General features: G+C 63.5%; 8 protein-coding genes. 2 read left to right on the top strand and 6 right to left on the bottom strand.

The features are described from left to right. Nucleotides 1-205: 205 nt before the first annotated feature. Complete coding sequence (gene hrpA, locus ACUXVH_RS16355) at nucleotides 206-4,117, bottom strand: ATP-dependent RNA helicase HrpA (protein ID WP_011059869.1); 3,912 nt, start codon at nucleotides 4,115-4,117, stop codon at nucleotides 206-208. A gap of 135 nt (nucleotides 4,118-4,252) precedes the next feature. Next, nucleotides 4,253-5,974 (bottom strand): bifunctional isocitrate dehydrogenase kinase/phosphatase, encoded by a 1,722-nt coding sequence (gene aceK, locus ACUXVH_RS16360; RefSeq protein WP_011059868.1) that lies wholly within the window; start codon nucleotides 5,972-5,974, stop codon nucleotides 4,253-4,255. A gap of 248 nt (nucleotides 5,975-6,222) precedes the next feature. On the opposite strand from aceK, the gene ACUXVH_RS16365 reads away from it, so the two are divergent. Both ACUXVH_RS16365 and ACUXVH_RS16370 read left to right on the top strand, forming a co-directional pair. After that, nucleotides 6,223-7,122: a DMT family transporter gene (locus ACUXVH_RS16365; RefSeq protein ID WP_445495402.1), complete on the top strand. Its 900-nt coding sequence runs from the start codon at nucleotides 6,223-6,225 to the stop codon at nucleotides 7,120-7,122. Nucleotides 7,123-7,682: 560 nt separating this feature from the next. After that, on the top strand, nucleotides 7,683-10,835 hold the full coding sequence (locus ACUXVH_RS16370; RefSeq protein ID WP_445495404.1) for an autotransporter outer membrane beta-barrel domain-containing protein: 3,153 nt from the start codon (nucleotides 7,683-7,685) through the stop codon (nucleotides 10,833-10,835). Between the two features lie 110 nt (nucleotides 10,836-10,945). On the opposite strand, the gene ACUXVH_RS16375 is transcribed toward ACUXVH_RS16370, so the two are convergent. From ACUXVH_RS16375 to cysK, 4 genes are all read right to left on the bottom strand, one after another. After that, nucleotides 10,946-11,323 carry a hypothetical protein gene (locus tag ACUXVH_RS16375; RefSeq protein WP_053156843.1) on the bottom strand — a complete coding sequence of 126 codons (378 nt, stop codon included), beginning with the start codon at nucleotides 11,321-11,323 and terminating at the stop codon, nucleotides 10,946-10,948. A gap of 348 nt (nucleotides 11,324-11,671) precedes the next feature. Next, the gene (locus ACUXVH_RS16380; RefSeq protein WP_019093320.1) at nucleotides 11,672-12,535 is read right to left on the bottom strand and encodes a DMT family transporter; all 864 of its coding nucleotides are present in this window, start codon (nucleotides 12,533-12,535) and stop codon (nucleotides 11,672-11,674) included. 352 nt (nucleotides 12,536-12,887) lie between these two features. Beyond that, nucleotides 12,888-13,826 (bottom strand): aspartyl/asparaginyl beta-hydroxylase domain-containing protein, encoded by a 939-nt coding sequence (locus ACUXVH_RS16385; protein WP_011059858.1) that lies wholly within the window; start codon nucleotides 13,824-13,826, stop codon nucleotides 12,888-12,890. Between the two features lie 226 nt (nucleotides 13,827-14,052). Beyond that, the gene (gene cysK / locus ACUXVH_RS16390; RefSeq protein WP_011059857.1) at nucleotides 14,053-15,027 is read right to left on the bottom strand and encodes a cysteine synthase A; all 975 of its coding nucleotides are present in this window, start codon (nucleotides 15,025-15,027) and stop codon (nucleotides 14,053-14,055) included. Nucleotides 15,028-15,144: the final 117 nt, after the last annotated feature.

The raw sequence follows: 15,144 nt of genomic DNA on the forward strand, positions 1-15,144 counted from the left end.
CCGCCAGGGGAGCCGTTTCTGGCATCGCTTTATTCCGATCCGCCCAGGCTGCCTGCGATGCAGAAAGCCGGGGCCGGCATTTATGACGGCGGAGTTTGCCATAACCTCCGCCATTTCGCCGCAACTGCAAGATCGACGGAGTCAACCCTGTACCGCCCCTGGCGGCGCTTTCGCTGGCACGCCAGCGCCTGCGAAGGGCTTTAGATCAGGCGTCGACCAGGCTCCACTGCTTGCTCAGGCGCTTGTCGGAAATCGGCACCTTGGTCCCCAACTGCTGGGCGAACAGGGACACCCGGTACTCCTCCAGCCACCAGCGGTACAGCTCCAGCTGCGGGTCGCGCTTGCCTTCCTGGGCATGCTTCTGGGCCCGGGTCTGGTACTGGCTCCACAGGCCCGTGAGCTCGCTGCTCCAGACCCGGTCCTTCTGCACCTGGCTGCCGAGTTTCTCGAAGCGCAGTTCCACGGCCTTGAGGTAACGCGGCAGTTCCTTGAGCCACAGGGCCGGGGTTTCCCGGACAAAGCCCGGGTACACCAGGTTCGCCAGCTGGGCCTTGATGTCGTTGAGGGCCACGGCCTGGGCCAGGTCGATCTTGCCCTTGAAGCGCTTTTGCAGGCCGTGCCAGAGCTTGAGGATCTCCAGGGTCAGGCGTGCCAGGCGCTCGGCGTGCTCGGTCCAGGCACCACGCTTGCGCTCGGCCAGGGAGGCCAGGCCCGCGCCATCCCGAGGCAGCACGGCCTCGCCTTCAAGAATGCAACTGTCGAGGCTGGCCAGGAGAATGTCCTCCACCAGCGCATCGACCCGGCCCAGTTCGCGGTACAGCAGGCCCAGCTCGGTAAGGCCCGGCAACTTGCCCCGCAGGAACTTGGCCGGCTCGGCCAGTTGCTGCAACAGCAGGCGCTGCAAGGCCCGGCGATGCTGGAACTCGGCTTCGGCAGCGGTGGAGAAGCGCCCTTCCTTGACCGTACCCGCCTCCTCCACCAGGGCCGGGTACACCGTCATCGACAGCCCGGCGATCTTCTGCTGGGTCTTTTCCGCCACCGCGGCAAATACCTTGGCTTGCACCGGTTGCTGGCTCTTGGCAGTCTGCGGCACCGCCAGGGCAGCCTGGCTGGCTTCGGCGAAACGCGCGGTCAGTTCGGCCAGGTCGCGGCCTTCGCCGAGGAACTTGCCCTGGGCGTCGACGATTTCCAGGTTCATCCGCAGGTGGCTTTCCACCTGTTGTTCGGCTTCGCTCCAGGCCTCGTCGCTGACCCGGGCACCGGTCATGCGCAGCAGCTCGCGGCCCAGGGCCTGGGGCAAGGAGCCCTCGGCGAAGACCATGCGCTGCAGGGCGGCCTTGACGAAGTCCGGCACCGGCACGAAGTTCTTGCGCAGGGCCTTGGGCAGGTTGCGCACCAGGGCGATGCACTTGGCCTCGATCAGCCCCGGCACCAGCCATTCCAGGCGTTCGGCGGGCAGTGCCGGCAGTAGCGGCGCCGGCACCCGCAGGGTTACGCCGTCCCGGGGATGGTTGGGTTCGAAGTGGTAACTCAGGGCCAGTTCCAGGTCGCCGATATGCAAGGTGTCCGGGTACTGCTTGGCGGTGACCTCGCTGGCCTCGCGAGCCAGCACGTCTTCCTCGCGCATGATCAACAACTGCGGGTTCTTCTGGCTGTGCACCCGGTACCAGCTGTCGAAGGTCGCGGTCTGGTGGATCTCCGCTGGCAGGCGTGCGTCGTAGAAGGCGAACAGGGTTTCCTCGTCGGCCAGGATGTCGCGGCGCCGGGCCTTGGCTTCCAGGGCATCGAGCTGTTCCAGCAGTTGGGTGTTGGCGCTCAGGCACTTGGCCTTGGACTGGATTTCGCCACGCACCAGGGCCTCGCGGATGAACAGCTCGCGGGACACCACCGGGTCCACCGGGCCGTAATGCACTGGCCGGCGGCCGACCACGATCAGGCCGAACAGGGTGATCTGCTCGTAGGCCACTACCTGGCCGCGCTTCTTCTCCCAATGGGGCTCGAAGTGGTTCTTCTTCACCAGATGGCCGGCCAGGGGCTCGATCCAGTCCGGCTCGATCTTGGCCACCATGCGCGCATAGAGCTTGGTGGTTTCCACCAGCTCGGCGGTCATCAGCCATTGCGGGCGCTTCTTGCCCAGGCCCGAGGACGGGTGGATCCAGAAGCGCCGCTGGCGGGCCCCCAGGTAGTCGCCGTCTTCGGTCTTCTGGCCGATCTGGCTGAGCAGGCCTACCAGCACCGCCTTGTGCAGTTTCGGGTAGTCCGCCGGCTCCTTGTTCAGGCTCAGTTGCAGGTCGCGGCAGATCAGGCTCAATTGCCGGTGCGAATCACGCCACTCGCGCAGGCGCAGGTAGTTCAGGAAATTCTTGCGGCACCAGTTGCGCAGCGGGCTGGCGGTGAGGGCCTGGCGCTGTTCTTCGAAGCCGCGCCACAGGTTGACCAGCCCGGCGAAGTCCGAATCCACGTCCTTCCACTGGGCGTGGGCCTGGTCGGCGGCCTGCTGGCGCTCCGGCGGACGCTCGCGGGGGTCCTGGATCGACATGGCGCTGGCGACGATCAGCACTTCCTGGAGGCTGCCGAGCTTGGCCGCTTCCAGCAGCATGCGGCCCATGCGCGGATCCACCGGCAGGCGCGCCAGTTGCCGGCCCAGTGGTGTCAGCTGGCTGTTGCGGTCGACTGCCGAGAGTTCCTGCAGCAGGTTGAAACCGTCGCTGATGGCCTTTCCATCCGGCGGCTCGATAAACGGGAAGGCGGTGATTTCCCCCAGGCGCAGGTGCAGCATCTGCAGGATCACCGCCGCCAGGTTGGTACGCAGGATCTCCGGGTCGGTGAATTCCGGCCGGCCGAGGAAATCTTCCTCGCTGTACAGGCGTACGCAGATCCCCGGTTCGACCCGGCCGCAACGGCCCTTGCGCTGGTTGGCGCTGGCCTGGGAAATCGCCTCGATGGGCAGGCGCTGGACCTTGGCCCGGTAGCTGTAGCGGCTGATGCGCGCAGTGCCGCTGTCGATCACGTAGCGGATGCCCGGCACGGTCAGCGAGGTTTCGGCGACGTTGGTGGCCAGCACCACGCGGCGGCCCGGGTGGGACTGGAAGATGCGCTGCTGTTCCGCCGGCGACAGGCGCGCGTACAGCGGCAGGATCTCGGTGTGCTTGAGCTGGGCCTTGCGCAGCATCTCCGCGGCGTCGCGGATCTCCCGCTCGCCGGGCAGGAACACCAGCACATCCCCGGGGCTGCGCCTTTCACTGCGTTCATGGGCGGCGATTTCATCCAGGGTGGCGAGGATCGCCTGGTCCACCGTGAGGTCGTCCTCGACCCGGTTGCCCTCCTCGTCCTGTTCCAGGGTCAACGGGCGATACCAGGTTTCCACCGGGAAGGTACGGCCGGAGACCTCGACGATCGGCGCGTTATCGAAGTGCTTGGAGAAGCGCTCAAGGTCGATGGTCGCCGAGGTGATGATGACCTTCAGGTCCGGGCGCCGCGGCAGCAGGGTCTTGAGGTAGCCGAGGAGGAAGTCGATGTTCAGGCTGCGCTCGTGGGCCTCGTCGACGATGATCGTGTCGTAGCGTTCCAGGTAGCGATCGTTCTGGGTTTCCGCCAGCAGGATGCCGTCGGTCATCAGCTTGATCAGGGTGCTGGAATCGCTTTGGTCCTCGAAGCGCACCTGGTAGCCCACCAGCGAGCCCAGGGGCGTGGCCAGCTCTTCGGCGACCCGGCTGGCCACGCTGCGGGCGGCAATCCGCCGGGGCTGGGTATGGCCGATCAGGCCATGCTGGCCACGACCGATTTCCAGGCAGATCTTCGGCAACTGGGTGGTCTTGCCCGAGCCGGTCTCGCCGGCAATGATCAGCACCTGATGCTTGAGCAGCGCCTCCTTGATCTCGTCGCGCTTGGCGGCAATCGGCAGGCTGTCGTCATAGCGGATCTGCGGCACGCTCTGGCGACGCGCCGTCACCAGGTTGCAGGAAGCCTGCATGCGCTCCAGCCACTGGGCGAGCTTGGCCTCGTCGGGCTTCTTGCGCAGTTCGAGCAACTGCCGGCGCAACCGGTGACGGTCGCCGAGCATGGCTTGATCGAGGTTTTTCAGCAGTTGGTCGATTGCAGGCGATTCGTCAGTCATCAGGTACGCAAGGGTCGTCTATTTAGGCAGGGCGCGATTGTCGCAGAAAAGTCCATGCAATACGTAGGAGCCGGCTTGTCGGCGAAGGGGCCAGTGAGGGCGCCCTCGCCGGCAAGCCGGCTCCTGCACGTCTATTTATTCGTCTTCCAGGCCTTGGCGCCGGTAAGGGAAGACATCGATCACCTTGCCGGCGCGGATGGCCTCCTGCAGGCCCTTCCAGTAATCGGCGTTGTACAGCTCGCCGTGCAGCTGGTCGAACAGCTTGCGCTGGCCGGCATCGGCGAACAGGAACGGCGGGAACTCCTCGGGAAACACGTCGTGGGGGCCGATGGAATACCAGGGTTCGGAAGCCATTTCATCTTCCGGGGTACGGGGGGCCGGAATGTGGCGGAAGTTGGCTTCGGTGAGGAAGCAGATTTCGTCGTAGTCATAGAACACCACCCGGCCATGGCGGGTGACGCCGAAGTTCTTCAGCAGCATGTCGCCGGGGAAGATGTTGGCCGCCGCCAGCTGCTTGATCGCCAGGCCGTAGTCCTCCAGGGCCTCGCGCACCTGGGCTTCGTTGGCATGCTCCAGGTAGAGGTTGAGCGGGGTCATGCGCCGCTCGGTCCAGCAGTGGCGGATCAGTACCGTCTGGCCTTCCACCGCCACCGTGGAGGGCGCCACTTCCAGCAGTTCCTCAAGGCACGCCGGGTCGAACTTGCTCAGGGGGAAGCGGAAGTCGGCGAACTCCTGGGTATCGGCCATGCGGCCCACCCGATCCACGCTTTTCACCAGCCGGTATTTCTCGATCACCGTGGCCCGGTCGACGTTCTTCGACGGCGAGAAGCGGTCCTTGATGATCTTGAACACGGTGTTGAAGCCCGGCAGGGTGAACACGCTCATGACCATGCCGCGCACCCCGGGCGCCATGATGAAGCGATCGTCGGTGCTGGCCAGGTGGTTGATCAGGGCACGGTAGAACTCCGACTTGCCGTGCTTGTAGAAACCGATGGAGGTGTACAGCTCGGCGATGTGCTTGCCCGGCAGGATGCGCTTGAGGAAGCCGATGAATTCCGCCGGCACCGGCACGTCCACCATGAAGTAGGAACGGGTGAAGGAAAAGATGATCGAGACGTCCGCCTCGTCGGTGATCAGCGCGTCGATCTGGATCCCCCGGCCTTCGCGGTGCAGTAGCGGGATCACCAGCGGCCACTGTTCTTCATGGGTGAAGATGCGCCCCACCAGGTAGGCGCCCTTGTTGCGGTAGAGCACCGAGGAAAACAGTTCCAGGGTCAGTTCCGGGTCCTTGCACACCCAGTCCGGCAGGTTCTCCCGCAATTGCGCCTCCAGGCGCCGCAGGTCCCCCGGCAGGTCGGCGTAGTCCTCGCTGAAGCGGTAGTCGGCGAACACCTGTTCGAGCATCGTCGCCAGTTCGCCCTGGGGCTTGTAGCTGCGGGTCTGCGCGGCCCGGGCCCGGCGCAGGCTGGGCCGGGTGGTGTGGATGAACATGCAGCCGTCGCTGATCAGGTCGTGGCTGAACAGGCCGCAGAAGATCGAGTTGTACCAGGTCTCGGACAGCTCATCGTCAAAGCGCAGGTCGATCAGGCTGATGTAGGCGCTTTTCACCAGTGGCCACTGGCTGACATCCATCAGCGACTCGGTGCTGAAGGCCTGGTGCAGGCGGGCCACGGTCTCGCCCACCTTCTCTTCATACAGGTTGATCCGCGCTGCCGAGGCCTTTTGCGCTTGCTGCCACTGCGCCTGCTCGAAGCGTTGCCGGGCACCGTCGGTGATCTGGCGAAAGTGCTCGCGGTAGTCGTCGAAGCCATCGAGGATCATTCGAGCGATATCGGCGGCGGGCCATGACTGCGACATAAAGAGACCTCTGCGGGAATTTACGATGCCAGAGCTTAGCCAGTGAAACGAGGTGAAGAGAAGCGTATTTTTGTGATGGGACGTACGCCGAAAAATGACCCGGCGGTCGCTCTGTCTCCAGGCCTCTGCAACGCAGGATTGAACGCAACAATCGGGGTGCGGGTTTTCTTTGCCCCGTGCGCCAATAAGGTTTGCCATGCCCGGCCACGCTGGGCAAGATCCCTCGCCCCGAACCCAAGGAACCTCCTGTGAAACCTGTCGATCTGCTGCGCCTGCTGTCGCTGGCCGCCATCTGGGGCGCGAGCTTCTTGTTCATGCGCATCATCGCCCCGGTACTGGGCAGCGTGCCCACGGCCTTCTTCCGGGTGTCCATCGCCGCGATCGGGCTGCTGGTGATGCTGGCGTTGATGCGGGTCGACTGGAACTTCCGCGGCAAGCTCAAGACCGTGCTGCTGCTCGGGGTGATCAACTCCGGGATACCCGCGACGATGTACTCGGTGGCGGCCCAGGTGCTACCCGCCGGCTACTCGGCGATCTTCAATGCCACCACGCCGTTGATGGGGGTGCTGATCGGCGGCCTGTTTTTCCATGAACGCCTGACCCCGAGCAAATTCGCCGGGGTCTGCCTGGGCCTGCTCGGCGTCGGCATCCTGACCCGCGCCGGCCCCGTGGCCTTCGACCGAGACCTACTGCTGGGCGCCCTGTCCTGCTTGATGGCCACCACCTGCTACGGCTTCGCCGGGTTCCTCGCCCGACGCTGGCTGGACCAGGCCGGCGGCCTGGACAGCCGCCTGTCGGCCCTGGGCAGCATGCTGGGAGCGACCCTGCTGCTGTTGCCGCTGTTCGCCTACAACGCCATCAGCCAGCCGCCCCCCAGCTGGGGTGGCTGGAGCGTATGGCTATCGCTTTTGGGGCTGGGGCTGGGCTGCACCGCGTTTGCCTACGTGCTGTATTTCCGCCTGCTCAGCGCCATCGGCCCGGTGCGTTCGATGACCGTGACCTTCATGATCCCGCCATTCGGCGTACTGTGGGGCGCGTTGCTGCTGGACGAGCCGCTGTCCATGGCCCACCTGTATGGCGGCGCGCTGATTGCCGCCGCGCTGTGGCTGGTGCTCAGGCCGGGACCCCGGGCCATCCCGAGCGAATAGCTGACCGATCGCTGATCTCCCCCAGATACCTGCGGTGGTGGAATAACAAGGAAAGTTAAAAACAACTTTCAAGCACTCCCCCCACCGCCTCATCTAAAACACACTTCCATCCTCGTCACACTCCCCCGCAAAAAATCTGGAAAGATGAAATTCTACTGATCCAGAAATCAAGTATCAGACACTTCCAATCTAAAACAACTTAAACAACCTACAAATAACAAAGACGATTCTGCGCCTTTAATCAGATATTCCTTACTCCCCCGAAATACTCCATCTCCCCTCTGCCCCTGCCTGTAGCACGCCCCTATCCTCTTTGAACCACCGAACCCATTGCAACTTCCCGGACCGTTCCAACACCGCCAGAACTTGCACGAATACAACACTCGAGTCGGACTTTTTACAGCACGAGCCTAGGACAACTCACAACCCAATAGTTCTTATTTCGTCTCGAGAGTTAGCCCCTCCAACGCTGTAACTCCCCCTTGCACAACGCTATTTGCCAACACGCTCAATGTTGTTTTCAAACCCTCGACTGAACAGGCATCGCCTTGAAGAATAAAATGTTGCAAAAGAACCATTTCAAATACGCCAGTACCACGACCGCTGTTGCTCTAGCACTGAGTTCGTTATCCCCCGCGGTCCTTGCCGAGACGACCTGGACCGGGGATGCCTACCACCTGGCAGTCGACCCGAACGGCAACGCCTATCGGGTCAACGAAGACAACGCCTGGGAAAGAAATGGCAACTGGAGCAAGGGCGCTCCCGCCAGCAATGAAGTCGTCAACGTTGACAGGCCGCTCAGCAGGGGAACCAACGATGTCGCGCAATTGGATAGCGCACAAATGATCGGCAGTCTCAACGTCGGCACCAGCAGCAATGGCCTGGGCCAGTTGAATGTGGGCGGCAACGGCTGGCTGGAAATCGCCGACGCACTCACCCTGGGCAGCGTACAAGGCGCCGTGGGCAAGGCCTCATTCAACAACGGCGCGAGACTGGGCACAGCCGGTGACTTGATCGTCGGCAAAAGCGGGTCCGGCGAGTTGAACCTGGGCAGCGGCTCGCGAGCCCACACCCAGGGCAATGCTCTGATCAGCGCCGAGCAGGGTGCATCTGGCGCGCTCAACGTCGATGGCGGCGCAACCCTGACCAGCGACAAGACATTGACTGTCGGCGGTGCCGGCAACGGTTCGCTGACCGTCGGCAACGGCGCTCAGGTCAACGCTCGGGACAGCATTGTGGCGGCCGACCCGGGCGCCACCAGCGCTATCAACATCAGTGGCGCAGGCAGCCAATTGAACGTCTCCGGCAACATGACCCTGGGCCAGAGCGGCAAGGCGGCCCTGACGCTGGCCGATCAAGGCCAGGCCAGGGTCGGCAGCGGCGCCCTGCAGATTGCCCGGGACGCCAGCGCCAGCGCTGCGCTCTATGTGGGGGCGGCCAGCGCCAATGCCGCTGACGCTCGGGCTGCGGGCCAACTGGATGCCGCACGGGTGATCTTCGGCCTGGGCCAGGGGCTGGTCCAGTTCAACCATAGCGACAGCGACCACTCGTTCGACGCCGGCTTCGAAGGCCATGGACGCATCAGCCACATCGCCGGACAGACCCTGTTCAACGGTGACTCCAGCACCTTCAGCGGCGAACTGCATGTCCAGGGTGGCGAACTGCTGCTGAACAACGCCATGGCCGGACAGGTGCAGGTCGATCGCAACGCCAGCCTGCACATCGGCGCCCACAACGGCAGTGCCGGCGCAGTACTGAGCGATATCGGCAACGATGGCCAGGTGGTGTTCGATCGCAACAACTCGTACCAGTACGACCAGGTGATTTCCGGTAGCGGCTCGGTCGAGCAACGTGGTACCGGTACCACCGTGCTCACCGCAGAAAACACCTACAGCGGCGGCACGCTGATCAGCAACGGCACCCTGCAACTGGGTGCCGGCACAAGCGGAGGCCGCAGCGGCTCGATTCTCGGTGACGTGCAGATCGATGCGCCCGGCAGCCTGGTGTTGAACCGCGCCGACAGCTACCGCTTCGGGGGCTCAATGGCGGGTAGCGGTACGCTCAACAAGCGCGGTACCGGCCGCACCGAACTGAGCGGCAACAGTTCCAACTTCCACGGCCAGAGCCAGGTCGAAGCCGGTATCCTCGCCGTCAACGGCACCCTCGGTGGCTCCACCGACGTGCATACGGGCGCGACCCTGGCCGGCAATGGCCAGGTCGGCAATGTCACCCTGCACGACGGTGCCACAGTGGCCCCGGGCAACGACATCGGCACCCTCACCGTGTCTGGCAACCTGGACCAGCACAGCGGCTCGACCTTCTACACCGAACTGCTGAGCACTGGCGCCAGCGACCGACTGCAGGTGAACGGCGCAGCGCGGCTGGACGCAGGCAGCATCGTCAACGCCGACAAGCTCGACAGCGCCCGCTACGAGCTGGACAGGCGCTACCTGATCCTCGCGACCCAGCAGGGCCTGAGCGGTCGCTACAACCTGACCGGCGATACCCGAGTCTCGACGTTCTACAATCTGGTGGATAACTACGACAGCCACAACGCCTACCTGGATGTACAGCAGACCCGTCTGTTCCAGGACGCCGCCCTCTCGCGCAACCAGCGCGCCACGGCCACTGCGCTGCAAAGCCTGAAGGGTTCTGCCGTACCGGCTCTGACGCCACCGGTGCACAACAAACTATTCGAGGCCATCGCCTACCTGCCCGACGATCACCAGGCCCGCTCGGCCTTCGAGCAACTGTCCGGGGATTTCCACAGTTCGACCCGTTCGGCGCTGATCCAGGACAGCCGCCTGGTCCGCGACGCGGCAAACAGTCGCCTACGTTCGGTGACCGCCACCCAGGACATTGGCGCCAGCCGTGACAGCGATTCAGGCCTGACCCCCTGGATCACCACGCTGGGCAACTGGGGGGAGCTCAAGGGGGGCAGCAATGTCGCCAGATTGCGCAGCGACACCCAGGGCGTGCTCGCCGGTGTCGACACCCAGGTCGGTGACAGCGGTCATATCGGCGCGTTAACCGGTTACAGCCGAACGGAACTGAAAAGCTCGTCACGGGATGCTTCCAGCGACAACGACAATATCCACCTGGGGGTCTATGGCGGGGCCCAGGTCAGCGACTTCGACCTGCGTGGCGGCCTGGCCTACACCTGGAGCCGGATCGACGCCAAGCGTTCGGTGAACTTTGCCGGCTACAGCGACCATCTGCAGTCCACCCATCAAGCCGGCACCCTGCAGGCGTTCGGTGAAGTGGGCCGGCGCCTGGACTTCGGCCCTTCAGTACAGCTGGAACCCTTTGCCAACCTGACCCACGTGCAGGTCAAGAGCGATGGCTTCAAGGAACATGGGGGCCTCGCTGCCCTGAGCGCCAAACAGGTCTCGGACCAACAAACGTTCGCCACCCTGGGGTTGCGTGCCAGTGCCAGCAAGCCACTGGACAGCGGCAAGTCGCTCAGCCTCTTTGCCAGTGCCGGCTGGAAACATGCCTTGGCCGGCGCTACACCGGCCAACACCTATCGTTTCGACGCAAGTGATGCTTTCCGTGTCGAAGGCGTGGCCTATTCACGCAACAGTGCAGTACTCGAAACGGGCGTGGAAACCCGGCTGACCCCTGAGTTGAGCCTGGGCGCCGCATACAGCGCGCAACTGGGTGATGCGTCCAGCGAGCACGGCCTGCGCCTGAACGCTAGCTACCAGTTCTGACCCGGCCATGACCATGGTGCGGCGGCTACGCCGCGCCATATCGCTGATCGGGCGGCAGCCAGGCCCTCAGCTTGGCGTGCTATGGCCAGAGGCTGCCGACGGCTGCGGCTTCAAGGAACACTCAGGGTGATCAGGTAGGCGCCCGAGGTCACGGCCTTGCCGGCCTGGTCGATAACGGCATAGTGCTGGTCGTAATAGCGCCCCTCGCGCCCGCTGTCGGCCAGGAGCTTGACCTTGACTACGGAGTTTCCCGGGCCGCTGGCGCTGGCCAGCGGGCCGACCCGCCGAACGTCAATGGATCCCCCGCGCGAGCCCTGAGGGCACTGCCGCAAGTTCAGCCCATCGCTGGCAGCATTGGAGGTGCAGTTGGACTCTACGATCTTGCCGTAAAAACGGATGATGCCTTGCCCTGAGGGAGTGGCGGCAAGGCAACTGCCCGATAGCCCAAGGAACAGACTCAAAGCAGTGGAAGCAAGCGCTACGTTCATCCTGACTCTCCTTGTGTGTAAGGACTGTATCGTCAGTCTAGGTACGGGCTTTAGATTTTGAGAAAAGTCTGATGGACTGTTTGGAAGCATTAGAAAAGAAGTCCAATCAACTGGTTATCAAAATCACCTGCAAGCGTTGCTCAGGCGACTCTTCGAGCTGCCTCACGCGGCGCTGAAGCCCTATCCCAATGCAGTTGGCGAGTACCTTTTCGACAATGATGCCATATGGCCACCATTCGACATAAAAGTCGACCCTTCATGCCATAAATAGGGAAAACAACCGACCGGGCATTGCACCCGGCCGGTGTCGTCAGCGACGGCGCGCAGAGCTCACGCCGCCCAGGGCGGTCAAGGCTGCTTGCGGAACACGAACACCAGCCCGACGATGATCAGGCCCATGCCCACCAGGCTCAGCAGCCCCAGGCGGTTGCCGAAGAACAGGTAGTCCATCAGCGCGGTCACCGCGGGCACCAGGTAGAACAGGCTGGTGACATTCACCAGGTTGCCCTGGGCAATCAGCCGATACAGCAACAGCGTGGCCAGCACCGACACCACCAGCCCCATCCACAGCAGTGGAATCACGAAACCTGCACTGTGCTCGAAGTGAAACGGCTGGAACGGCACGAACAGCGCGCACAGCAGCAGCCCTGCCAGGTACTGCACCGGCAGCGTGCCCAGGGGATTGTCGGTGATGCGTTTCTGCATGATCGAACCGGCGGTCATGCTGACCAGGGCCAGCAGCCCGCACAGCATGCCGGTGATGGACATCCCCGCCAGGCCGATGCTCTGGTAGACCACCATCACCAGCCCGGCAAGCCCCAGGCTCAGGCCAAACAGCCGGCTCCAGGAGCGCTGGCGCTCCATCAGCACCACCGTGAGGATCGGCTGCACCCCCATGATGGTGGCCATGACCCCAGGGGTCACCTTCAGGTCCAGGGCCAGGATGTAGAAGATCTGGTAGGCCCCCAGCAGCACCAGGCCGGTGGCCACGGCAAAGCCCATGGCCCGGCGCCCACGGGGCAACCTGAGCTTGAGCAGGGGCGCCAGCAGCATCAGGCCGATCAGGGCAATGACGAAGCGCAGCAGCAGGAAGGCAAAGGGTGAAGCGTGGGCCAGGCCCCATTTGGAGAAGATGGCGCCACTGCTCCACAGCAGGACGAACAGGCTCGTGGAAGCGGCCGCGAGCGCGGACTTTTTTGAAATGAGCAACATGAAAACCACCTGTAATCAGGCAAGAAGCCAATTCAGCCGAGGCTGAAGTTCAGTAGTGTTTTTTTCAGGCGGGCGCAGGGAACAGCAGCGGTTGCTGATCAGCCCGAGAAGCCAACGCCCGGCGGTGATACGACTGCGTACACCGGCGTGCTACTGACAGGTGGGGGGTAATGACCGATCTGCACAGGCTGCTGATTCCCGCACGGCACGACGCCAGCGTTGACCGCTGAAACCACTACCGCGCTGAGAAGGGAAAAGGCCATGTACTGATGGTTCTCGAGAGAGGAAAAACCTGAGTCGCTGGACTCATCGGACGCCGAATATAACCAGCGCCCGATATTCATTGCAAGATTTATCCGAACAGCCACTTCCACAGGACTACCAGCACGACCACTGCCAGCACCGGGCGCAGGATGCGGTACAGCTTGGGATGGCGGCGCTTCCACTGCTTGACCACGCCACTGAAGCTGTCGCTGAAGCGCTTGCTCCAGGCGTAGGCCTGGTTGATCCCGCCGACACGCTCGTCATCCAGGTTCTGCGGCGCGGTGGCGCGGCCCAGTTGGGCGCTGACCCAACGGTTGATGCGGGTCATCAGGCGGCTGCTCAGCGGACGCTCGATGTCACAGAATAGGATCACCCGGGTGATCTCGGTTTCGTTCTTCACCCAATGCACGTAGGTCTCGTCGAACATCACGTCTTCACCGTCGCGCCAGGCGTACTCCTGGCCATCGACGAAGATCCGGCAGGCGTCGGAGTTGGGGGTCGACAGGCCCAGGTGATAACGCAGGGAACCGGCGAAGGGATCGCGGTGCGGGTTGAGGTGGCTGCCGCCGGGCAACAGCGCGAACATCGCGCCCTTGACGTTGGGAATCGCGCTCACCAGCTCGACGGTCTTCGGGCACAGGGCCTCGGCCGAGGGCAGCGGCTTGTCGTACCACTTGAGGTAGAAGCGCTTCCAGCCCTTCTTGAAGAACGAGCCGAAGCCGGCATCGTTGTTCTTCTCGGCGGCGCGGATGTAACCCTCGTCGAACAGGTGCATGGCCTCTTCGCGGATCACTTCCCAGTTGTCCCGCAGGATGTCCAGCTCGGGAAACTTGCTGCGGTCCAGGTACGGCTTGGAAGGCACCCCGGAGAACAGGTACATCAGGGCGTTATAGGGGGCGAACAGCGCCGAATGGTTGACGAACTGGCGCAGTACCGGCAGACGCGCCTTGCCGCGCAGGTGCACGTAGAGAATGCTGCCGACGAACAGCGACAACACCGCGACCTTGGCGGTAAAGGAAAAGCTCATGCAACGACTCCTTGGAAATAGGCACCTGTAGGGGGAGCGTTCACCCGACCTGGCAGCCGGCAATGATAAACACTCCTGGGCCCTGGAAAAACCCGCACAACCCAACATTCAGCGTTAACGGTTATGCAACAAAGGCGTTAAGTAGCATAAGCAGCCAGGCCCTGGCCTGATATGGGTCAGCATTCGCCGGCAAGCCGGCTCCTGCGGGCGAATGCCTGATCCGTGCTTACTGCTGGTTTTCCTGCTCGGTGAACAGGTCGCTGAAGAGCATGCTCGACAGGTAGCGCTCACCGGAGTCCGGCAGGATCACCACGATGGTCTTGCCCTGCATTTCCGGGGTTTCCGCCAGGCGTACCGCCACCGCCATCGCCGCGCCGCAGGAGATGCCGCAGAGGATGCCCTCTTCCTGCATCAGCCGCAGGGCCATGGCCTTGGACTCTTCATCGGTCACCAGCTCCACCCGGTCGACCATCGCCAGGTCCAGGTTCCTGGGCACGAAACCGGCACCGATGCCCTGGATCTTGTGGGGGCTGGGCTTGATCTCTTCACCGGCGAGTTTCTGGGTGATCACCGGAGAAGTCGCCGGCTCCACCGCCACCGAGAGAATCGGCTTGCCCTGGGTCTTCTTGATGTAGCGCGACACACCGCTGATGGTGCCCCCTGTGCCAACCCCGGCCACCAGCACGTCCACCGCGCCGTCGGTATCGTTCCAGATTTCCGGACCGGTGGTCTTTTCGTGGATCGCCGGGTTGGCCGGGTTATCGAACTGCTGCGGCATGAAGTACCTGGCCGGGTCGCTGGCAACGATTTCCGCCGCCTTTTCGATCGCCCCCTTCATGCCCTTGGCCGGCTCGGTGAGCACCAGCTCGGCGCCCAGGGCCTTGAGCACCTTGCGCCGCTCGATGCTCATGGACGCCGGCATGGTCAGCATCAGCTTGTAGCCACGGGCGGCGGCGACGAAGGCCAGGCCGATCCCGGTGTTGCCCGACGTGGGCTCGACGATGGTCATGCCCGGCTTGAGCTTGCCGCTGCTTTCGGCGTCCCAGATCATGTTCGCGCCGATCCGGCACTTCACCGAATAGCCCGGGTTGCGTCCTTCGATCTTGGCCAGGATGGTCACCCCGCGCGGGGCGATGCGGTTGATCTGCACCAAGGGCGTATTGCCGATGGAATGGGCGTTATCAGCAAAAATTCGGCTCATGGCTGGGTCCTTATGCAGCAGTGAAGAAGTCCCCAAGGGTATGCCTGGCGCCCTTGAGCGTCCAGTCGCGCAACACCCGGGCCAGTCGGGCCTATGCAAGACACACATCAGCGACGC

The organism is Pseudomonas sp. 8(2025), from assembly GCF_052665325.1.